At 56.0% G+C, this 20,439-nt stretch carries 17 protein-coding genes; 11 read left to right on the top strand and 6 right to left on the bottom strand.

The window, feature by feature from the left end; translation table 11 throughout:
- Window positions 1–18 precede the first annotated feature (18 nt).
- Together ACNQ6O_RS13445 and ACNQ6O_RS13440 are read right to left on the bottom strand one after the other, a co-directional pair.
- Window positions 19–1,449 carry a GTPase/DUF3482 domain-containing protein gene (locus tag ACNQ6O_RS13445; RefSeq protein WP_418053739.1) on the bottom strand — a complete coding sequence of 477 codons (1,431 nt, stop codon included), beginning with the start codon at window positions 1,447–1,449 and terminating at the stop codon, window positions 19–21.
- Window positions 1,446–2,858, bottom strand: a complete 1,413-nt coding sequence (locus tag ACNQ6O_RS13440) for a DUF2868 domain-containing protein (RefSeq protein ID WP_418053738.1) — start codon at window positions 2,856–2,858, stop codon at window positions 1,446–1,448. The genes ACNQ6O_RS13445 and ACNQ6O_RS13440 overlap by 4 nt, the downstream gene beginning before the upstream one ends.
- An 83-nt stretch (window positions 2,859–2,941) precedes the next feature.
- Here ACNQ6O_RS13440 and ACNQ6O_RS13435 point away from each other — a divergent pair, with 83 nt between their 5' ends.
- The 8 genes from ACNQ6O_RS13435 to ACNQ6O_RS13400 all read left to right on the top strand — a co-directional run bounded on the left by ACNQ6O_RS13435 (window position 2,942) and on the right by ACNQ6O_RS13400 (window position 13,706).
- Window positions 2,942–3,298 (top strand): DUF6164 family protein, encoded by a 357-nt coding sequence (locus ACNQ6O_RS13435; RefSeq protein ID WP_418053737.1) that lies wholly within the window; start codon window positions 2,942–2,944, stop codon window positions 3,296–3,298.
- Between the two features lie 19 nt (window positions 3,299–3,317).
- A complete protein-coding gene (locus tag ACNQ6O_RS13430; protein ID WP_418053736.1) occupies window positions 3,318–4,736 on the top strand; it encodes a sigma-54 interaction domain-containing protein in 1,419 nt (472 codons plus the stop codon).
- A 311-nt stretch (window positions 4,737–5,047) separates the two neighbouring features.
- Window positions 5,048–6,133, top strand: coding sequence for a TRAP transporter substrate-binding protein (locus tag ACNQ6O_RS13425; protein ID WP_418053735.1), 1,086 nt, complete (start codon window positions 5,048–5,050; stop codon window positions 6,131–6,133).
- An 80-nt stretch (window positions 6,134–6,213) separates the two neighbouring features.
- A complete protein-coding gene (locus ACNQ6O_RS13420) occupies window positions 6,214–6,831 on the top strand; it encodes a TRAP transporter small permease subunit (protein WP_418053734.1) in 618 nt (205 codons plus the stop codon).
- 16 nt (window positions 6,832–6,847) lie between these two features.
- On the top strand, window positions 6,848–8,218 hold the full coding sequence (locus ACNQ6O_RS13415) for a TRAP transporter large permease (RefSeq protein WP_418053733.1): 1,371 nt from the start codon (window positions 6,848–6,850) through the stop codon (window positions 8,216–8,218).
- Window positions 8,219–8,274: 56 nt separating this feature from the next.
- The gene (locus tag ACNQ6O_RS13410) at window positions 8,275–9,057 is read left to right on the top strand and encodes a 3-hydroxybutyrate dehydrogenase (RefSeq protein WP_418053732.1); all 783 of its coding nucleotides are present in this window, start codon (window positions 8,275–8,277) and stop codon (window positions 9,055–9,057) included.
- Window positions 9,058–9,073: 16 nt separating this feature from the next.
- Window positions 9,074–11,062: an acetoacetate--CoA ligase gene (locus ACNQ6O_RS13405; RefSeq protein WP_418053731.1), complete on the top strand. Its 1,989-nt coding sequence runs from the start codon at window positions 9,074–9,076 to the stop codon at window positions 11,060–11,062.
- Between the two features lie 400 nt (window positions 11,063–11,462).
- A complete protein-coding gene (locus tag ACNQ6O_RS13400) occupies window positions 11,463–13,706 on the top strand; it encodes an NADP-dependent isocitrate dehydrogenase (RefSeq protein ID WP_418053730.1) in 2,244 nt (747 codons plus the stop codon).
- A 40-nt stretch (window positions 13,707–13,746) separates the two neighbouring features.
- On the opposite strand, the gene ybaK is transcribed toward ACNQ6O_RS13400, so the two are convergent.
- From ybaK to ACNQ6O_RS13380, 4 genes are read right to left on the bottom strand one after another with little or no spacing between them, the layout of a single operon-like run.
- Complete coding sequence (gene ybaK, locus ACNQ6O_RS13395; RefSeq protein ID WP_418053729.1) at window positions 13,747–14,217, bottom strand: Cys-tRNA(Pro) deacylase; 471 nt, start codon at window positions 14,215–14,217, stop codon at window positions 13,747–13,749.
- 57 nt (window positions 14,218–14,274) lie between these two features.
- Window positions 14,275–15,579 carry a DSD1 family PLP-dependent enzyme gene (locus ACNQ6O_RS13390; RefSeq protein ID WP_418053728.1) on the bottom strand — a complete coding sequence of 435 codons (1,305 nt, stop codon included), beginning with the start codon at window positions 15,577–15,579 and terminating at the stop codon, window positions 14,275–14,277.
- Window positions 15,580–15,585: 6 nt separating this feature from the next.
- Window positions 15,586–16,998, bottom strand: a complete 1,413-nt coding sequence (locus tag ACNQ6O_RS13385) for a D-arabinono-1,4-lactone oxidase (RefSeq protein ID WP_418053727.1) — start codon at window positions 16,996–16,998, stop codon at window positions 15,586–15,588.
- Between the two features lie 9 nt (window positions 16,999–17,007).
- Window positions 17,008–17,394 carry a c-type cytochrome gene (locus ACNQ6O_RS13380; protein WP_418053726.1) on the bottom strand — a complete coding sequence of 129 codons (387 nt, stop codon included), beginning with the start codon at window positions 17,392–17,394 and terminating at the stop codon, window positions 17,008–17,010.
- Between the two features lie 130 nt (window positions 17,395–17,524).
- On the opposite strand from ACNQ6O_RS13380, the gene ACNQ6O_RS13375 reads away from it, so the two are divergent.
- From ACNQ6O_RS13375 to ACNQ6O_RS13365, 3 genes are all read left to right on the top strand, one after another.
- A complete protein-coding gene (locus tag ACNQ6O_RS13375) occupies window positions 17,525–18,748 on the top strand; it encodes a diguanylate cyclase (RefSeq protein WP_418053725.1) in 1,224 nt (407 codons plus the stop codon).
- 73 nt (window positions 18,749–18,821) lie between these two features.
- Entirely contained in the window at window positions 18,822–20,108 is a 1,287-nt protein-coding gene (locus ACNQ6O_RS13370; protein WP_418053724.1) for a serine hydrolase domain-containing protein, read from the top strand.
- A gap of 101 nt (window positions 20,109–20,209) precedes the next feature.
- The gene (locus tag ACNQ6O_RS13365) at window positions 20,210–20,437 is read left to right on the top strand and encodes a hypothetical protein (protein WP_418053723.1); all 228 of its coding nucleotides are present in this window, start codon (window positions 20,210–20,212) and stop codon (window positions 20,435–20,437) included.
- Window positions 20,438–20,439 lie beyond the last annotated feature (2 nt).

Genomic DNA, 20,439 nt, shown 5'->3' with positions numbered 1-20,439 from the left:
ACAGTATAAACATGCCGGTCAGTCGCGATTCAACCGCCAGTTGTCATAAGCGGCCATGGCCTGACCAATCGCCTGAGCCAGATTTTGTCGCTGAGAGTGGTTCAGTTCCCGCTGCTTTCTGCACCGATCCAGAGCGCGCTGAATTTCTCGCCGGCTGGTTTTATCGAGCAGTTCCAGCCAGTGTTGATCGGCCGGTTCGAGCGCCAGCAGGTCGCGCCCTGCGTGGTTACGGTGGCTGATGTGCCACCAGTGATCGACCGCTCGCCCGAGAATGACATAACCAAACTGACTGTCTTGTACCGGACCGAAGGTCGCGGACTGAAGCCCGTTTTGCAGAGGGCCAATGTTGAGTGCCGGTAGCAGCAGGCGATCGCCGTAGAAATAGCTGCCCGCTGCGCCGATCAGCCCGCCAACGAGCGCACCCGTGCCCAGCGATGATCCGAAGGTAAGTGCGTCGACACCGGCGCCGCCCATGGCACCGGCCCCAAACCCGGCCGTTGCCAGATACTTCTTGCTGACCGCCCAATGCTTGCGGGTATCTTCAGAAAACAGATCGTGCTGGTTGGCCCACTCCAGCTCGGCTTCCTGGCGCGTGATGCGCTGGTGCTGGTACAGATGTTCGATGCCGATCCGAAGGGACTGCTCGCGCCGGCGTTGCCGCTTGTACCAGCGGTCTCGCAGGGTTTCTGCGAGCGTGGCTTCGCTGGTGCTGGCAACCTGGTCCAGGGTCAGCGTGCGCTTTTCCTGATGGCTCATCAGATCTTCCAGCGCACGGGCAATCATGCTGGAGGCCTGGCACCTGCGCTGGCTTCGTTGTTCGGCCAGTCGCTGTGTGGCTTCGTCGAGAGGCTGTTCCCAATCCGATTCAAGTTGGCCGAATGTTCGTAAAAGGCTGAGATGCTGTTCGAACGGGGCTCGAACAGCATCGAACTTGCGTACAACTTGAAAGAACTGTCCGAGCGCTGCCTGCCACACATCGCTGTAGTCGTCGGGGCCAATGCTGTTGATCAAAGCCAAGCTTGGGCGACCGGTCCAACGCAAGATCGTCATTTCAGCTTCGTGTTCAGCACTGTAAGGAACCGAGCCGTCTACCACGTAAATGATGCCGGCCCCTTCGATGATGGGAGTGAGTAACTCGCACTCATCGGTGTAGCGATCGTCACCTTTATGCTGAAGCACAAAGGCACGGACGGTTTCGGGATGGTCCGAAGCAGACAGACTGTGCGCTTCCAGCCATTGCAACACCCGCCTCGGGCGCTGAAAGCCGGGGGTGTCCGTCAGTGTATAAAGTTGTTTACCATCAACGGTTAATGGATAGCGTTGGCTGGCCCGGGTAGTGCCGGGTTCCAGAGCGATCGCAATGGCGTCGTTTTGGGACAGGGTGGCCACCACGCTGGACTTGCCCTTGTTCGGATGGCCGACAACGGCGAATACCGGAGATTGGTTCATGATGCTGAGGCTCCGGTCTGGTAAGGAGTGTCCGGCGCAGACGGTAACAGAGCGACGGTCGCGAAACCCGCTGGTAGCCTTTCCGTAAAGCGCAGCCACGGCTGAATCAGGTGATTCTTTGGGCGCTCATTGGCGTTATTTGCCAAGGGCAGAATCATGACTCGAGTCCCTGTTGGCCACTGCTCCTGTGCTTGCACAAGAAAATCGTGCAACTCACCGGTCGGAGGCTCCCAGCTGCGAGTGATCACAATAACGGAAGGCGAAGCTGTGTTCGCCAGGTTCGTGGCTAGTGACGCGAGGACTTGATCGTCCTCGGCCAAGGAAGCCCGGCCGCCCGCTTTAAGTATCTGGCTATCGCGCACCATGAGTTGCTGAGGCAATTCCGGCTCACCGGCTCCGGCCCAGCAGATTAGCAAGCGGGTGTCACACAGTTCGCTGGCTTTGGCTTGCGTGCGGATGTCGGGTAGGTCGTTGGCATCGTTATGTTGGTTGCCGGTGTCGAGCGTTGGCGTCTCCATGCGGTACAGCAAGGCCTGCATGCCGGGATGGCTTTGCAGAAGCTGGTGCGCCCGCCGACTAATTAGCCATTGGCTCAGCACCAACAGCAAGAATCGGGGAATCAGAAACCAAGTTATCCAGAGCATGACCACAAAGGGCCACCACTGCCCCCACTGTTCCGGAGCTATTTCAGTGCTCATTGGGGCTGCCCGAAAGAAACGGGTTGCTTCAACCAATTCTTGGGAAGGCACGGCTGCAGGCCATAACAAGCCCCAAGGCGCGGCAACGGCTTGTATCAAACGGTGATACCCCTGAGCGGCTGTGTCGAGCGTGGTGCTCCAGCCAAAAGCCAGATCCTGAATCATCAGCAGCACCAGTAACGTCAGCATGCCGGTGAAGGCAAAAGCGGTACCACCGGCATGCCCAGCACGGGCCATCAGCACCGGTTGCAGTTGCGTCAGCATCGCGCTCGGTGGTTGTTTGTTCAGGCGCTGGAGAAGCCAACGCCAAGGCTGCCAGCCAGCGATGGACTGGACCGTTGTGGCCAGTGCCAGCAACAATTGTAAAAGTACGAACGCCAGCAGAACCGTAATGTTGATGCGTTGACCGCCATCATAGAACAGCAACCCGGCCATGGTGAGTATGCCGAACAGGGCGCCGGCGGCGGCAAACCCACTATTGATACGCCGCCATTGTCGTTGCACATCGCACCCCGCCCGGTTCGAACCCCCAGGCCCACTGAGCCGTTCCATGTGGTTCAGCCAGCGCTCCGGGGTCGGGTTGCTGCCTTGTTGCTCACAGTCCAGAGCAAACCGACGATCCCGGCGATGAAGAAACGCCGGGGCTTGCTCCCTATCCCGCTGGAAGCGGTTATCAACGTCCAGCAACAGACGGAGGGGGTTCTGGCTCATGCAGCTTCCTGGTGAATTCGATCGGGTTTGCTTTCCTGCTAGGATATAGCCAATAACGCTAACGAAGCCAGCCGGGAAACCGTATGCCCCACCACTTGATGAATCTTCGCAACGTGCCGGACGACGAAGCCGATGAGATCCGTGCTCTGTTCGAAGAGCATGATGTTCGCTATTACGAAACACCCCCGAGCCGATGGGGAATCAGTATGGGGGGCTTTTGGGTGCACGATGACGACGAGGCGGTGCGGGCGAGAGCACTGCTGGACGGCTATCAGGCCGAGCGGCTTGAACACCAACGCCGGGAATACGATGCGCGTTGTGAACGCGGAGAGACCGGCCTTTGGCATAAGTTCCGTTCCCGGCCCGTGACTTTTCTTGCGGCAATTATCGCGATTGCCGCTATCTTAAGTTTAACGTTGCTACCGTACATCCGCCTGTAGCGACCATGGCGAGCCCTACATGACCCAGATTTTCCCCGATAAGAATAAAACCGGGTTGACCCGAGAGTTGATTGACGCGCTGGCGCCGATGTTTGAGCAAGCCAGTGCTGGTGCGATTACGATTGATGCGGATAACCGCATTACCTGGATCAACAAGTGTTATTCCGATTTGCTGCAGTTGCCGGACCCCTCAGCGGCCATTGGTAAGGAGGTCTGGCGCATTATTCCGCATACTCGCATGCCGGAAGTGGTGGCGACAGGTAAACCGATGTTGCTCGACATCATGGAGCACAATAATCAGCAGCTGGTGGTTTCCCGTTTGCCGTTTTATGACGACAGCGGAGTAGTCATCGGTGCCGTGGCGTTTGTGCTTTACGACGATGTTCAACCTCTCACACCTTTGGTTTCGAAGTTCCGACGCCTGCATCAGGATCTGGCTGCGGCGAGAAAGGCGTTGGCTAAAAAAGCCCGCGGCACCCGCTACAATCTGACCGATTTTGTCGGGGCCAGCCCTCAAGCCCTAGAGGTAAAGCGCCGCGCCCGATTGGCGTCCGGACGAGATGTGCCGGTGTTGCTGTTGGGGGAAACCGGTACCGGTAAAGAAGTGTTGGCACAGGCCATCCATTCAGCCTCGGAGCGCGCCGACAAACCGTTCGTAGGGGTCAATCTGGCGGCGGTGCCGGAGAACCTGCTGGAGGCCGAATTCTTTGGTGTTGCACCCGGTGCCTATACCGGCGCTGACAAACGCACACGAGACGGTAAGTTTCAGCTCGCCAACGGTGGCACGCTGTTTTTAGACGAAGTCGGTGACATGCCGCTGCCACTGCAGGCGAAGCTACTGCGGGTGTTGCAGGAAGGTGAGATCGAGCCGTTGGGTTCGAATAAGCTCAGCCCTGTGGATGTTCGGGTGATTGCGGCTACCAGTCGGAATCTTGATGAGATGATGGCCGAAGGCAGCTTCCGTTCCGATTTGTACTACCGGTTGAACGTGCTGGAGATCTGGATACCGCCTTTGCGGGAGCGCTTGGTGGATTTAGGCATCCTGTGTGAAGTATTACTGGGTGAAATTTGCGAAGGCCAAGGACTGCGAGGCGAAATCACCGATGCGGGCATTGCGGCACTGAGTGCCTATCATTGGCCGGGTAATATTCGGGAACTGCGTAACGTGCTTGAGCGCGCCTTGACCATGAGCGAAGAAGGTGAGCTTCTGGATGCGGATGCTATCCTGAAAGTATTGCCCGGTGGTGATTCAGAGTCGGTGTCTAAAACGTCGTTCCGCCCTGTTCAGCCGCTGGCACGAGTGGTTGCAGTTGCAGAAGCTCAAGCGATTGAAGAGGCATTGGCGGCGTGCCGCGGTAATCGCACTCGGGCGGCCAAGTTACTGGGCATCTCCCGTTCGGTGCTGTACGAAAAGCTGGCAAGACTGTCCGGAAATTAGGACAAGTGTTGGGTTTTCCGGACACAAGCTTAAGACCTTTAGCTATTGTTGTCCGGATTTTCGGACGCTACCTCTAAAGGTCTAATGGTCTGTCTTTGAAATTTCTAATAATATCAGTTGGTTAGTGTGTTTGGCATAAGCGTTGCTAATTTCTGTGTGTAACACGTCAGAACAACGCTCGAATAAAAGCTGACGCAACACTGTTGGACCACATTACCGCGCCAGTTGGATTTCGAGCGTTGTCTGATTTTATAAAAAGCCCCGGCTTAAAGACCGGATGGCGGATGACAACAACAAGAAGGATCCAATTCATGTCGATCAAGCAAAAGCTCTCGCGCCTTACTTATGGAATTACCGCCGCGGCAGTGATCAGTGGTGGTCTTGCCAGCAATGACGTACTCGCAGCCGAGAAAGTGCGCTGGCAAGTACCTCTGGCATTCCCCTCGCATCTTGTTGGCCTGACCACGCCGGTTAAGCATCTGAGTGAGAACCTCAAAGCTATTTCCGGTGGCGACATTCAGCTGCGCTACTACGAGCCCGGCGAACTGGTTCCGCCGTTTGAAATCATGGATGCCGTCGGTAGTGGCAAATACCCGGCCGGTTATACCTGGGTCGGCTATGACCAAGGCACCATTCCCTCCCTGCCGCTTTATTCCGGTGCCCCGTTCAACATGGAACCGCCCGCTTATCTGGCGTGGTACTACGAAGGTGATGGCCGGGAACTGCTGGAAGAAATCTACGCAGAGCGCAACATTCATCCTATGCTGTGTTCCATCATTGGCCCTGAGGGTGCCGGCTGGTTCTCTAAGCCGATTAAAGGCGTGGAAGATTTCGACGGCCTGAAGATCCGCTTTGCCGGTATTGGCGGCAAAGTTCTGGAGAAGCTCGGCGCCTCGGTGACTATGGTACCTGGCGGCGAAATCTATCAGGCGTTGGAGCGCAAGACGATTGACGCGACTGAGTTCTCTCAGCCCGCTATCGACAAGATGCTGGGCCTTGATCAGATCATCAAGAACTACATCATGCCGGGTTGGCATCAGACGCTGACCACGTCTCACCTGCTGGTGAACAAAGACACCTGGGAAGACCTGGAACCTCAGTCTCGCGCTTTGATCGAGATGGGTTGTGAAGCAGCCACGCTTAAGGGCTTTGCCCAGAGCGAGTGGGCGCAGCCTACCGCCTTGCGCGATTACGAAAAGGAAGGCGTTACCGCCCAAACCTTACCAGAGCCTGTGCTGCGTGAGCTGCAAAAGGTCACCACCGAAGTGCTGGACGAAATCGCGGCCAAAGATCCGATGTTCAAGCGGGTTTTGACCAGCCAGCGTAACTTCATGGAACACCACTCCATCTGGCACTCCAAGGGCTACCTGCCCCGGAATTTCTACCAGTACGACTGATCACTGGATGATGATCATGACAGGCGGCGGATTAGCGCTGCCTGTCATTCTCCCCTGCATCCGAAAGAATCGAGGTAAACGTGACTGATTCCAAAACACCGGTGGGAAGCCCGACCGTGTCCCACGGTAAAGATGGATTACCTGATAACGCCCTGTCCTCTCGGCTGGATTGCCTAGTGTCCGCCGCTGGTCGCCTGAGCTCCTGGTTATGGATAGGTGTGCTTCTGGTGGTACTGGCCAACGTGTTCTCGCGTTATGTACTGGAACAAGGCTCGATTGCTCTGGAAGAGCTGTCTTGGCACCTGTTCGGGATAGCGACCATGTTGACGCTGGGTTATGCGGTGGTTCGGGATGACCATGTCCGAGTGGATGTGTTGAAAGAAAAGTTCCCGTTGAAGGCCCAAGCTTGGATTGAGCTGCTTGGGATCGTATTTCTGGCTCTGCCGATCATCTATCTAATGATCGATGCGCTGGTGCCTTATGCCTGGAAGGCCTGGATCTACCAAGAGCGTTCGCAGGCACCCAGTGGTCTGCCTTACCGCTTCATATTTAAAAGCATGCTGCCCCTTGGCCTTGTTTTGGTCATGGTGGCCTTGTTCTCCAGAGCAACCCGGTGCACCACCTTGCTGTTTGGTTTTCCGAGAGCCATAGCGCCCGCCAACGATGATCGCCGCTCCAGCGGCCATCCCAATCCTTGAGAACGAGATAGACGCTATGGGTGTAGAAGCAATTCTAGTTATCGCCATGTTTGCCAGCTTCATGTTTCTGCTGTTGCTGGGCTTCCCGGTGGCTTGGTCTCTGGCCGGTATTGGTTTGGTGTTCGGCATTGTCGGACATGTAATGGTGGAGTATTTCGACTCCCCGATCTGGTTTACCTGGCAAGGCACCATTGGTGTGCTGGATGCCAGAATCTACGGCATTGTCGCCAACGAATTGATGGTGGCGCTGCCGATGTTCATCTTCATGGGCATCATGCTGGACCGCTCCGGGATCGCGGAGAAACTGATGCACAGCTTGGTCCGCGTGTTAGGGCCCTTGCGCGGCGGTTATGCCGTGACGGTGGTCATCGTTGGCGTGTTGCTGGCGGCGTCTACCGGCATTGTCGGTGCCTCGGTGGTGCTGCTGGGCATGTTGTCCCTTGGGCCCATGATGCAGGCTAACTACAACAAATCGCTGGCGGTGGGTACTGCGTGTTCGGTGGGTACACTGGGCATTCTGGTACCACCCAGCATCATGCTGGTACTGATGGCTGACCGTCTCGGTACATCCGATGCCTCCGTGGGTAAGCTCTTCATGGGTGCGCTGATCCCCGGCGTGATGCTTGGGGCCATGTACATTCTGTACATCCTGATCGCTTCTTTCATAAAAAAAGATCTAGCGCCTGCGCCAGAGAATCGTGAGCCACTAGACGCCCGGGCCATTTTGGGAGTCTTTAAGGCGGTGCTGCCGCCGATGGTGCTGATCATTGCGGTATTGGGGTCCATTTTCTTTGGTATAGCCACTACTACAGAAGCGTCCGCCGTGGGTGCCGGTGGCGCCTTACTGATGGCCTTCGTCAGCAAGCGCCTGAGCATGGACACCCTGAAAGAGTCGCTGTATCAAACCAGTCGCACATCGGCCTTCATTTTCGGCATCTTTATCGGTGCTACGGTGTTTGCCGCAGTGTTGCGTGGCCTGGGTGGTGACGAGGTTATCGAAAACGCTATTACCGGACTGCCTTTCGGCACCACGGGCGTGCTGTTGACCGTACTATTGATCACCTTCCTCCTGGGCTTCTTTCTGGATTGGGTTGAGATCACCCTGATCGTGCTGCCGCTGGTGGCGCCAGTTTTGTTCAAGATGGGTGTGGAGCCGGTCTGGTTCGCAATCATGTTCGCTATCTGCCTGCAGACCTCGTTCCTGACACCTCCGGTTGGCTTTTCACTGTTCTACATCAAGGGCGTGTGCCCGCCGGAAATCACCACTCGGGACATTTACCTGGGCGTATTGCCCTTCATTGCATTGCAAATTCTCGCGCTGGCGTTGGTGTTCTGGTTTGAGCCGCTGGCGACCTGGTTGCCCAACGAAGTCTATGGCGGCTCTTGAGCCCACTTGCAGTGTTAATGGACAGGTCATAACGAAACAACAATAAGGGGACTGTGATGAAGCGTCTTCAACAGCAAACTGCTTTAGTAACAGGGGCTGGGCGAGGTATTGGTCGAGCCATTGCGGAACATTTCGCCCGGGAGGGTGCGGCTGTGGCCGTGGCTGATCTCACACTTGAGAGCGCAGCCGAAACGGTTGCTGCTATCGAACAGGCGGGCGGTACCGCTATGGCCTTGGCCATGGACGTGACTGATGAACACGCCGTAGACCGGGGCGTTGCGGCCATTGTGGAACAATGGGGGCGCTTGGACATTGCCCTGGCCAATGCGGGGGTGCAGCACATTGATCCGTTGCATAAGCTGGCTTATTCCGATTGGAGCAAGGTGATGAACGTGCATCTGGACGGTGCATTCCTGGTGACCCGGGCCGCGCTCAAACAGATGTACGCTCAAAACAGTGGCACTATGCTATACATGGGTTCGGTACATTCTTTGGAAGCGTCACCGCTAAAAGCGCCTTATGTGGCTGCCAAGCACGGGATGCTGGGGTTATGCCGTGCCGTGGCGAAAGAGGGGGCGGAATACGGTGTGCGCAGCAACATCATATGCCCCGGCTTTGTGCGCACGCCGCTGGTGGATAAGCAGATTCCTGAACAGGCCAAAGAGCTGGGAATCTCGGAACAAGAAGTCATCAGCAAGATCATGTTGAAGAACACCGTGGATGGCGAATTTACCACTGTAGACGACGTGTCGGAACTGGCCGTCCATTTGGCGGCCTTCCCCTCCAACGCCCTGACCGGGCAGTCTATGGTGGTCAGCCACGGTTGGCACATGCAGTAATTATTTGGAGAGACGGATGAGCACGACAGAACAATCAACGGTGGTATGGGCTCCGACAGAAACCACCTTGGCCCAGTCCCGAATGGGGCAGTTTAAGAGCTGGCTTGAGCGGGACGGATTCGGCCCCTTCGCTGATTATCACGCACTACACCAGTGGTCGATCGACGAACTCGAGACCTTCTGGCAGAAAGTCTGGGATTATTGCGGGTTGGTCTGCGATACCCCAGCGAGTCAGGTTTTGGGTGACCGCAGCATGCCGGGCGCCGAATGGTTCCCGGGCATGAAGCTGAATTTCGCGGCCAACTTGCTGCGTTGGGCCGAGGGTGAGCATGCCGATAAAGAAGCCGTGGTTGCCTACTGCGAAACCCGCCCGGTACTGCGTAAAAGTTACCGTGAGCTGAAAGCTGATGCCGGCGCGTTGGAAGCCTTCCTGCGCAGCAAAGGCATTGGCAAAGGTGACCGGGTTGCTGGTGTCGTCACCAATGGCTACGAAGCCTTGGTGGGTATGCTGGCCGCCACCAGCATGGGTGCGATCTGGAGTTCCGCATCCCCGGATTTCGGAATCGGCGCCATCAACGACCGTTTCGGTCAGATCGAACCAGCCGCGCTGATTGTGGTGAACGGTTATGGTTATGGCGGAAAAACCTTTGCCCGCCAACAAGACTTCGTCGACCTGATTGCCGGCCTGCCCTCCCTGAAAGCGGTCGTCAGCGTACAGCAACTGCCCGAAGAACCGCCCATTTCCGGCGAACGGGTCACCACCTGGGAGCAGGCGCTGGAAGCCGGCGCCGGACAAGAACCGTCGTTCACCCCGGTCGACCCTGACCACCCTGTTTACATCCTCTACTCCTCGGGCACCACCGGCAAACCCAAGTGCATCGTGCACGGCACCGCCGGTCTGCTGATCAACCACGCCAAAGAATTGATGCTCCATGGCGATGTTGGCCCGGATGACCGCTTCCTCTACTTCACCACCTGCGGCTGGATGATGTGGAACTGGCAAGCCTCAGCCCTGATGACTGGCGCTGCCGTTATCACCGTAGACGGCTCGCCCGGCTACCCAAGCCTCGACTTCCTCTGGGACACCGTGGCCAAAGAAAAAGTCACCCACTACGGCACCAGCGCCCGATTCATCGCCGGTTGCCGAAAAGCCGAACTCCAACCCGCCAAAACCCACGACCAGAGTGCCCTGCGAGTCGTCTTCTCCACCGGCTCACCGCTGCTTCCGGAAGATTACGACTGGATATATAGCGACGGTGCGCCCAACGTCTTGCTCGGCTCCATCGCTGGTGGCACAGACATCTGCGGCTGCTTCGTTGGCGCAACTCCGCTACTGCCGGTTCGCAGAGGCGAAATCCAGTGCCGCTTCCTGGGTGTCGATGCCGTGGCCTACGACGACGAAGGCCAGCTGGTCAGCGACGGCCGCGGCGAACTCGTTTGCCGCCAACCCCTGCCGTCCATGCCCGTCAGCTTCTGGCAAGACCCGAACAACGAACGCTACCAAGATGCCTACTTCAACACCTTCCCCGGTGTTTGGGCCCACGGTGACTTCATTGAATTCACCGAACACGGCGGCGCCATCATCTACGGCCGTTCCGACGCCACCCTCAACCCCGGCGGCGTAAGAATCGGCACCGCCGAAATCTACCGTCAGGTTGAAACCATTGCGGAAGTTAAAGACAGCCTCGTGGTTGGCCGTCAAATCGAAGGCGACGTAGAAGTGGTCTTGTTCGTAGTGCCGGCCGAAGGCCAAACCGTCACCGACGACCTGATTAAAACCCTGAAAACCAAAATCCGGGAAGGCGCCAGCCCAAGACACGTGCCCAAGCACATCGTGGAAGTGCCTGACATTCCCTACACCCGTAGCGGTAAGAAAGTGGAACTCGCGGTTGCTCGTCTGATCAACGGTTCGAAAAAAGCCGATAACCGGGATGCTCTGGGTAACCCCGAAGCCTTGGATCAAATACGCGAGCGATTGGTGGAATCCGGCCTTCTGCCGAAATGATCTCAAAGCCAAGGATGGCTTGCTGAGCGTTAAATTAAGGATATAACAGCGGGGTGGAGCTTACCGAAACTGTGCGGAGCCATGGATGGCGGAGCCCAAGCGTCACATGGACGTACCGAAGGAGCGTGTTTCGGTAAGCTCCATCCAGTATCGCGCCAGCACGAAGCCAGCCAAATGTTAGAAAGTTTCGTAAATTCCCGCCGTTTCATCACGTTGTAGCAGAAGATCCGGCATTATTCGTACGTTCTTATACTAAGATCGTAATCCATAAGCCGTAAAAAATGCTATCTTATTAGGTCTATCAAAAGTTCCGAATCAGTCATTGCCCCGGCCAGACGTTCACAAGACGAACGGCCTCGCCATGACCGTCCTGAACCCACCCTTTAGCCTGAGGACGAAAATGACCACATCCAAATCCAAGATTATCTACACCCTGACCGACGAAGCCCCCGCGCTAGCCACCCGGTCACTGCTACCCATTCTTGAATCCTTCGCCAAGCCGGCTGGCATCGAATTTGAAACCAGCGACATCTCCCTCGCGGCGCGTATCCTGGCAGGCTTCCCGGACTACTTGGAAGAACACCAGCGAGTCCCCGATGACTTGGCTGCGTTAGGTGAATACACCAAAGACCCTGATGCCAACATCATCAAACTGCCGAACATCTCTGCCTCCATCCCGCAGTTGCGTGCAGCCATCAAAGAGCTGAACGAAAAAGGTTACAACGTCCCTGAGTACAAAGAGCACCCAGAGACCGACGAAGAAAAAGACATTCATGCCCGCTACTCCAAAGTACTGGGCAGTGCCGTAAACCCGGTTCTGCGTGAAGGTAACTCCGACCGCCGTGCCCCGGCCGCGGTAAAAGCCTTTGCTCGCAAATACCCGCACACCATGGGCGAGTGGAGCCCGGCATCGCGCACCCACGTTGCGCACATGCGTGGCGGTGATTTCTACTCCAGCGAGCAGTCCGTCACTCTGGACAAGGCCACCAACGCCCGCATCGTGTTCGAGAACAAGAAAGGCGAACAGACCGTACTGAAATCCGACCTGCCCCTGCAGGAAGGTGAAGTTGTCGACGGCATGTTCATGAGCAAGAAAGCGCTCTGCAAATTCTTCGAAGACGCAATCGCGGATTGTGAAAACACTGGCGTGATGTTCTCCCTGCACGTCAAAGCGACCATGATGAAAATCTCTCACCCGATCGTGTTCGGTCACGCGGTGAAGATTTACTACAAAGAGTTGTTCGATAAGTACGGCGACCTGTTCGAAGAAATCGGTGTAAACCCGAACAACGGCCTGTCCTCCGTACTCGACAAGATCAAGCTGCTGCCAGAGTCGAAGCAGGAAGAAATTCAGGAAGCCCTGCACAAGACCTACGAGCACCGTCCGGAAATCGCGATGGTTGACTCTGTGAAAGGGGTGACCAACCTGCACGTGCCGAGCGACGTCATCGTTGATGCCTCCATGCCGGCCATGATCCGTAACTCCGGTAAAATGTGGGCCCGTGATGGCAAGCTCAAGGACACCAAGGCGGTTATGCCTGAGTCCACTTACGCCACCATTTATCAGGAAGCCATTAACTTCTGTAAGACCCACGGTGCGTTTGACCCCACCACCATGGGTACCGTACCGAACGTTGGCCTGATGGCACAGAAAGCCGAAGAGTACGGCTCTCACGACAAGACCTTTGAAATCAAAGAAGAAGGAATTGTCCGCATCGTAGCTGAAGACGGTACCGTGCTGACCGAGCACAACGTGGAAGAGGGTGATATCTGGCGCGCTTGCCAGACCAAAGACCTGCCAATCCGCGATTGGGTCAAGCTGGCGGTTAACCGTGCCCGAGCGACCGGTATGCCGGCAGTGTTCTGGCTGGACGACGAGCGTGCTCACGATGCCGAACTGATCAAGAAGGTAAACACTTACCTGAAAGATCACGACACTGAAGGCTTGCACATCCGTATTGAATCGCCTGTGCGTGCCATTCGCTGGACCATGGAGCGCTTGATTCGTGGCTTGGATACGATTTCCGTAACCGGCAACGTACTGCGTGACTACCTGACTGACCTGTTCCCGATTCTGGAACTGGGCACCAGTGCCAAGATGCTGTCCATCGTACCTCTGCTGAATGGCGGTGGCTTGTACGAGACCGGCGCCGGCGGTTCCGCACCCAAGCACGTTCAGCAGTTGGTTCAGGAAAACCACCTGCGCTGGGATTCGCTGGGTGAATTCCTGGCCACGGCCGTGTCTCTGGACGAGCTGGGCGAGAAGCACGACAACGCCCGTGCCCGCTTGCTGGGTCAGACCATGGACAAAGCGACCGAGCGCTTGCTGGAGAACAACCAGTCCCCATCCCGCGTAACCGGCGAGTTGGACAACCGTGGTTCTCACTTCCATTTGGCCCGTTACTGGGCAGAAGAGCTGTCCAAGCAGGACAGCGATAAAGAACTGAAGGAATTCTTCACTAAGTTGTCTAAGCAGTTGGAAGACAACAAGGACAAGATTCTGGAAGAGATGACTTTGGTTCAAGGTCACCCGGCCGATATCGGCGGGTACTACTATGCACCTGCGGAAAAGGTCTCAGAAGTGATGCGCCCGAGCGCTACCTTCAACAAGATCCTTGAGGATGCTGCTGCATCCGTTAAGTAAGGTTCGGTTCAGGCCGGGGCTAAAACCCCGGCCTGATTTCTTAGTCTTGCTGCAAAGGTGCGAAACGCGCGCCGGTCAGTTGTGCAAGATCAGCCGGTGCCAGCTCGATTTCCAGTCCTCGCTTACCCGCACTGACAAAAACAGTGTCGTACTGCTCCGCAGTCGCATCAATAAACGTCTTCAGACGCTTTTTCTGGCCCAAAGGGCTAACCCCACCTAGTACGTAGCCCGTGCTGCGCTGCACATCCTGTTTGTCTGCCATACCCGCTTTCTTAGTACCGGCCGCTTTTGCGATCAGTTTAAGACTCAGCATGCGGGTTACCGGCACCAATCCCACTACCAGTTCCTTGCCGTCTGTGGCGACCACCAAGGTTTTAAACACCCGGTTTGGGTCCACGCCCATCTTGTCAGCTGCTTCATTGCCGTAGCTTTCCGCAGACGGGTCGTGTTCGTATTCGTGCACGGTGTAGCTGATCTTTGCTTTTTTAGCGGCGAGAATTCCGGGAGTCATGGGCGGTCCTGTTGCCTGAACGGTTTGCCGGAATTAAAGCACGGACCGTTGTGGAGTTCACCCCCGGTCAAACACCGGCCAGCGTTCGCTAATCTCGCCCTTGTCGCCGTCAAAAATCGTAAGATCCCCGAATTCCAGTAATACCGCCTCGCTTTGATGGGGCCGCAGGAACACGTGATCATCCACCTTGAGCGGAACGCCTTCAGCGAGATTGAGCATTTCCTGATTGGTGGAACGGCCGTAAATGCTGTTGTTTATCAAACCAGGTGGTGAAACCGGGCTGGCCTTCCAGTAGCCGCCGTAGATAAAGGCCGTGCGGGCGTGATTGGGGTTCCACAATGACTGCAGTCTACCCAACCCGGGTGCGCCGGGGATGCGAGTGTTATCCAGCAGTTTCAGTACGGGCGTGGCAATGAACGCCGCGCGTTGGTGGTCGGCCAGTGTTGGCACGTCAAAGTCAGTGGGTAGCACTAATCCCGATCCCGCCGCCAGCTCATTGGCCGGGATGCGCCCGCCCATGCCTCGATACAGCTGATACGTGGTGGAGCCCCCGGTGTTCAGGGTCAGGTCTGAAATGCTGCGACCAAGCGTGTGCTCTGCGGTGTCCACGAACTGTTGATAACGCGCCATGGCTTTGTCGCGCAGCCAGTCGGTGGGGCCCGGCGCTTGGATAATGTGCGGCTCGTAGCCCATGAAGCCTCCGAAGGTTAACCAAGGGGACTGTTCGATGGTGGTCAGCGCACGAGCCAGTATTTCCTGACTGGTAAAGCCGCCCCTGTGCAGGCCGATATCGATTTCCAGGTTCACCCGCATGGGCTGTTTGCGCTGTGCCGCGAGCTGTTGGTATTCCGCCAGACGCGCTTCTGAATCCACCAGCCATTGAAGCTGGTGTTCGGGTTTGAACCCGCTTGGAGAGGCTTCAAACTGCTCATAGAAGCGCGCTGCGCAGGCCACCGGGAGCGGTTTGCCAAGCAGTAGGTCGGATTCAGGCAGAGCGTAGGCCACCTGATTGAGGCTCGGCTGATGGAATAGCATGAGTTTCTGGGTGCCGGTTCCTGCCATCACGTATTTGAGCAGGGGTAAGGATGGCAGAGACTTGGCGACGATCCGGTAGTGGAATTCGTCCACAATGTGGCGTTTAAGCACCGAGATATTGTGGTCCAGACGCTGGCGATCAATCACCAACGTCGGCGTCGCCAGCCCCTTTTCTTGCAGAGCTTTTTGCAGCGATAGAAAGTAACGGGAATGCCCGGCGTTTTGGGCTTCAGGTTTTAGCAAACCTGCCGCGCCCAAGCCGCTAACGGCTACGCCAGCAAGCAGCAACTTGCGTCGTTGTTTCCGGAACGCTTCGCTGTGAGCCATTTTTATCTATCCCGCCATCGTTTTCTTGGTGAATAGCCGGGCAAGGTACGGGTTCAGGAAACGCCCGGTCGGGTCCAAAGATTCCCGCACCTCACGGAACGCTTGCCACTTAGGGTAGAGTGACTGGACGTCGGTATCGGTGAGTGTATTGAGCTTACCCCAATGTGGCCGGCCACCGTATCGCCTCAGAATTGGCTCTACCGCTTCAAACAACGGTGTGTGGTCTTCCTCGAAGAACCGGTGCACGGCGATGGAGACCGAATCCCTCTGGTAGAAAGGGCTAAGCCAAGCATCATCTGCCTTTACGAACCTCACCTCAACGGGAAAGAACACCTCGGGAAATTGGCTTTCGATGGTGTTGATCACTTCTCGAAGCGCCGCCTGCCAGTTTTCTCTCGGTAGGTGGTACTCCATTTCATTGAAGCGCACGTTTCGGGCGCTGGTGTAATTCTGCCAGGACGAAGCCACCTTTACTTCGGTGCTGAGGGTGCGCATGTAACCACCGAGAATCAGCCGGCGCAGGCGCGGTGACCATGACAGGTAATCGCGGGCCTGCTGAAGGTCTCTGGCACCGTCGTTTTGGTCGATTGCCTCGGTTTCAGAGACAGGCTCATCGCTGATGTCGTGGGTGCTGGTGAAGCCCATGCCCGAGAAAGGTATATAGAAGAACTCGTAGTTCCGGTGCTCTTTCGCCTGAGTGTCGGCGTTATCGAGTATGTCATCGATCGGCAGCCATTCGGTGGTTTTCTTCAGCCTGTAAGGGCGCCGGTTCTGCAGCGTCACGTCGGTCACGAAGCCCAGGCTGCCCAACCCAACTCGCGCTGCCTGAAAAATATCTGGGTTTTGGTCTCGACTGCATTCCAGCACGTCCCCCTGCGCGGTCACCAGAGTCAATCCTTCGATATAGCCGGACAAACTCATGAGCTCTGCACCGGTGCCGTGAGTGGCTGTTGCTAGTAAGCCGCCCAGAGACTGCTGGTCAATATCCGGCATGTTGAACAGTGCTTGGTTGATGGCTTCCAGCGGCTGGCCAAGTTGGCCGAGTAAAGTGCCGGTGGCGATTCGGGCACGACACCGTTCATCATCGTGTTCGAGAATGCCGTTTAATCGGGCCAAGGAAACCAAAACGTCGTTCGTCGGCACTAAAGCCGAGAAGGAGTGCCCTGAGCCAACCGGCCGAATGCTGGCGTTTTGATGGGCCGGATCGTTCAGGATATCCAGCAGTTCGTTCAGTGAACGAGGTGCTAGCCGGTGGCTGGGTTGGGCGCTTTGGGAGCCAGACCAGTTGCGCCAGGCCATAGGGCCTGTGGTGGTCTTCTTCGGTGCGGAAGAGGTTTGAGCATGACCGACTTCAGGCCAACCTACCTGGCTGGCAATGGCGCTGCCTACCAGCAGGTTTAAAAAATGCCGTCGTTGCATCAGAAACTCCTAAGGTTTGGCCGGGGTTGCCATGAAGGTGATCAGAGCCTGAAATTCGGCAGCGTTGCAATCCATGCACAGGCCATAGGGAGGCATGCCGCCCATGCCAGAAACAACGTTGTTCAGAAGGGTATCCATGCCTTTGTCCATGCGGGGTTGCCAGGCGGTGTGGTTGCCGGTCAGCGGAGCATCCGAGGCGCCGTTGCCGTGGCAAGCCATGCAGGAGCGTTGATAGATCTCAGCCGTTTCAGGGTCATTGGGGGTGGCCGATCGGGCATACTCGACGATGTCTTCCGAAGGTCCAGCGGTGCCAGTGCAGGCGGTAGACAGGGCTGTGACCACCAATGCGAAAACGGCGGACAGGGCAGATCTTAGGGAAAAGTTTGGTAGTATCATGCTGCTAAACGTAATTGTATGTCACGTTTATTTTTGACTAAGTCGACATTAAAAGCAAGCCAGACTCGACTCTACCCCGGACACTGACTACTTTTGTAAGAAAGATAAGAGTGTTAGACAAGGCATTGTCATGAAGCGGCATCCACCAGAGCAAGGCGGTTCAAAGCCATTGCAGGCAGACCACGGCCCGATGCGTCGTGCGCTATGGGCCACCTGTGTGTATTTAGTGGTGGGCTTGGCTTGGATCGAATTCTCGGATCAGCTGGCGGAGGCTTGGTTTCAGGATGCCCGTGCATTGTCCGACGTTCAAACCTGGAAGGGATTTTTGTTCGTTGCCGTAACCGGCCTCACCTTGTTCATCGTGATGCTCCGTCAACTGAGCAAAGACCGGCTGCTTTTATTGCTGCAGGCTCGCCAGCGAAAGGTCATGCGCCAGCATGAGAGGCAGTTGACGGTGTTGTTGAATAACCTCCCGGGGATGGCGTTTCGTTTCAAAAATGATGCCCTAGGCACTTTTTTGTTCATATCCGATGGGTGTGAAGAGCTCACGGGTTATAGCGCAGAGGAGCTGATGAAGGCCGGCTCGCTCAGTCAGTCCGGGTTGATTGATAAGGCTAGTCGCCTCGAGGTGGCGAAAGCTGCTGCGCAGTCGATTCAGCAGGGCGAGCTGTTCTCAGTCGAGTTCCCCATTGCTTGCAAAGATGGTCGCGAGATTTGGGTTTGGGCCAGAGGCTGTGGCCTGACGGATGACGATGGTTCCCGTTTGCTCGAAGGCATTGTTTTGGATGTTTCGGATAGAAAGGCACTGGAGCGGGAGCTTGAGGAGCTGGCCACGAAAGATTCGCTCACCGGATTGCTAAATCGTCGGGAGCTGAGTCGTGTATTAAAAGAAGAGTTAGAGCGTGCGCAGCGTTATCACCGCTCGTTAGCCGTGTTGTGGATCGATTTTGATCATTTCAAAAAGGTGAATGACAACTATGGGCACGCGGCCGGTGATCTTGTGTTGTCTACAGCCAGTCGAGTTCTGGGTAACAGCGTTCGTGGGGTGGATTCCGTAGGGCGGTTCGGAGGCGAGGAGTTTGTGGTTGTGTTGCCAGAAATGGGGCAAACCGAAGCCCTGGAAACCGCAGAAAGGCTTCGGCAAGCAGTGCGCCATAACCCGGTTGTCCTGGAGTCCGGTGACTGTGTCTCCGTCACGATAAGTACTGGTGTTGCGGTGTACCCTGCGCACGGTACCAATGTCGAAGAGTTGTCTGCAGAGGCCGATAAGGCGATGTATCGGGCCAAAATGCAAGGCCGCGACTGTGTGGCCATAGCGCAGCCAGCACAGTCGATACATAATGAAGCGATATAAGATCGTACTTCAGGGGTAATTAGCTCCCGGAGGAAGCGAATAACCCGACAATCTGATAATAAAGGCGCTTGTTATGCATTCACTCGCCCGCCGTGCCCTGCACACCTGCAAGGTTCCCCGTGACCTTTCCTCGATTACTTTTCGCGACAGTGCGGGTGAGCACCCTGAACGTGTGAATTTATCCCAAGGTGCGGTGGAGTCGATTTGGCAGAGTGTGGAGTCTCTGTATCGTACCGGTGTTCATCCGGGCATACAGCTTTCGTTAAGATATCGTGGCGAACAGGTGTTGCATCGGTCGATTGGCCACGTTCATGGCAATGGTCCGGATGATGATGCGAGCACGCTGAAAATTCCGATGAGCACTGAAACCCCGATCTGCTATTTCTCGGCTTCAAAAGCGGTGACGGCTCTGCTTATGCACATGCTGGCCGAGCAAGGGCTGGTCAATCTCATGGATCCGGTGTCTTACTACTGCCCTGAGTTTGCTAAAAACGGAAAACGCACGATCACCGTTCACCAGATTTTGTCTCATAGGGGCGGCATTCCGGCTATCCCCAAAGATACCCCCATTGATGTGCTCTGGGACCGGGATGAAATATGGCGCCTGCTCTGCGAGGCGAAGCCAGTAGAAGTAGATGGCGCCAAGGTGGCCTATCATGCGATTACGGGTGGATTTGTGCTGCAGAGAGTGTTGGAGAAGGTCACCGGCGACACCATCGAAAACTATCTGGATAAGTATTTGCGCAAGCCCATGGGGATGAAATGGTTCACCTATGGTGTGACACAGGAGCACCTGCATGAGCTTGCGTCGAACTACGCAACCGGCCCTAGACCCCGTTTCCCGGTGTCTTGGGTGGTGAATCGGGCCTTGGGCGGTGATATTAAAACTGTTGAACGGGTGAGCAATGACCCGCGCTTCCAAGAGGCCGTCATCCCGGCGGGTAATTTGTGTGGTACCGCCGAAGAAATGAATCGCTTTTTCCAGATGATGCTGGATGGTGGTATATGGCAAGGCAAGCGTATTTGTAGCGAGCTGACTATTCGCCGAGCCATTCAGCAGTTTGGATCGATGCAATTGGACCGTACGATGTTGGTGCCCATGCGCTTCAGCGCAGGTATGATGTTGGGTGGCAATCCGGTTGGCCTTTGGGGGCCGCAAAGCCGGCATGCATTTGGTCATATCGGGCTGATTAACAAGATGTGCTGGGCGGATTCAGCAAGGAATATTTCGGTCAGCCTTCTCAACACCGGCTTCCCGATAGTGGGTCATCACATCCCGTCCCTCGCCCGATTTGTCTATACGGTAAGCAAACAGTTCCCGATATTGCCGGAGCACGAAAGAAGGCTGACATTGGCATAAAATGAAAGCTTTTTCATTTTATTGTTCTTTGTCTGACAGTTTGGCAAAATGACAGTCTGGATGAGGATGGTCAACAATCTCAATGGATGAGGTGCCGCTGTATGAACCGAACAAAAATGCCGATTCCCGATGCTTCCCGCGTTGAACTGGGTCAGTACGACAGTGTCCGCACTCACGTGCGGCAGCAAGTGAGCGATGAAGTCCAGAAGCTGGAGCGCCGAATAGAAACCCTGAGGCTGACTCAGGCCCCGCATGTCGAGATCATTATTTCTGCGTATGAGCGGATGATTGAGCGCAAGCGAGTTTTCTTGCAGAGCTGGGACATGTAATA

Source organism: Marinobacter sp. SBS5 (assembly GCF_048285575.1).
Classification (GTDB): Bacteria; Pseudomonadota; Gammaproteobacteria; order Pseudomonadales; family Oleiphilaceae; genus Marinobacter.
Note: the sequence above shows the minus strand (reverse complement) of the source record. Positions and strands in the feature narration are given on the sequence as shown.

Bases quoted from the DNA above. Each gene is read 5' to 3' on its own strand.
- ACNQ6O_RS13440 (WP_418053738.1), bottom strand. From the start codon at position 2,858: ATGAGCCAGAACCCCCTCCGTCTGTTGCTGGACGTTGATAACCGCTTC.
- ACNQ6O_RS13400 (WP_418053730.1), top strand. From the start codon at position 11,463: ATGACCACATCCAAATCCAAGATTATCTACACCCTGACCGACGAAGCC.
- ACNQ6O_RS13435 (WP_418053737.1), top strand. From the start codon at position 2,942: ATGCCCCACCACTTGATGAATCTTCGCAACGTGCCGGACGACGAAGCC.
- ACNQ6O_RS13380 (WP_418053726.1), bottom strand. From the start codon at position 17,394: ATGATACTACCAAACTTTTCCCTAAGATCTGCCCTGTCCGCCGTTTTC.
- ACNQ6O_RS13445 (WP_418053739.1), bottom strand. From the start codon at position 1,449: ATGAACCAATCTCCGGTATTCGCCGTTGTCGGCCATCCGAACAAGGGC.
- ACNQ6O_RS13410 (WP_418053732.1), top strand. From the start codon at position 8,275: ATGAAGCGTCTTCAACAGCAAACTGCTTTAGTAACAGGGGCTGGGCGA.
- ACNQ6O_RS13425 (WP_418053735.1), top strand. From the start codon at position 5,048: ATGTCGATCAAGCAAAAGCTCTCGCGCCTTACTTATGGAATTACCGCC.
- ACNQ6O_RS13415 (WP_418053733.1), top strand. From the start codon at position 6,848: ATGGGTGTAGAAGCAATTCTAGTTATCGCCATGTTTGCCAGCTTCATG.
- ACNQ6O_RS13385 (WP_418053727.1), bottom strand. From the start codon at position 16,998: ATGCAACGACGGCATTTTTTAAACCTGCTGGTAGGCAGCGCCATTGCC.
- ACNQ6O_RS13365 (WP_418053723.1), top strand. From the start codon at position 20,210: ATGAACCGAACAAAAATGCCGATTCCCGATGCTTCCCGCGTTGAACTG.
- ACNQ6O_RS13370 (WP_418053724.1), top strand. From the start codon at position 18,822: ATGCATTCACTCGCCCGCCGTGCCCTGCACACCTGCAAGGTTCCCCGT.
- ACNQ6O_RS13375 (WP_418053725.1), top strand. From the start codon at position 17,525: ATGAAGCGGCATCCACCAGAGCAAGGCGGTTCAAAGCCATTGCAGGCA.
- ACNQ6O_RS13390 (WP_418053728.1), bottom strand. From the start codon at position 15,579: ATGGCTCACAGCGAAGCGTTCCGGAAACAACGACGCAAGTTGCTGCTT.
- ybaK (WP_418053729.1), bottom strand. From the start codon at position 14,217: ATGACTCCCGGAATTCTCGCCGCTAAAAAAGCAAAGATCAGCTACACC.
- ACNQ6O_RS13430 (WP_418053736.1), top strand. From the start codon at position 3,318: ATGACCCAGATTTTCCCCGATAAGAATAAAACCGGGTTGACCCGAGAG.
- ACNQ6O_RS13405 (WP_418053731.1), top strand. From the start codon at position 9,074: ATGAGCACGACAGAACAATCAACGGTGGTATGGGCTCCGACAGAAACC.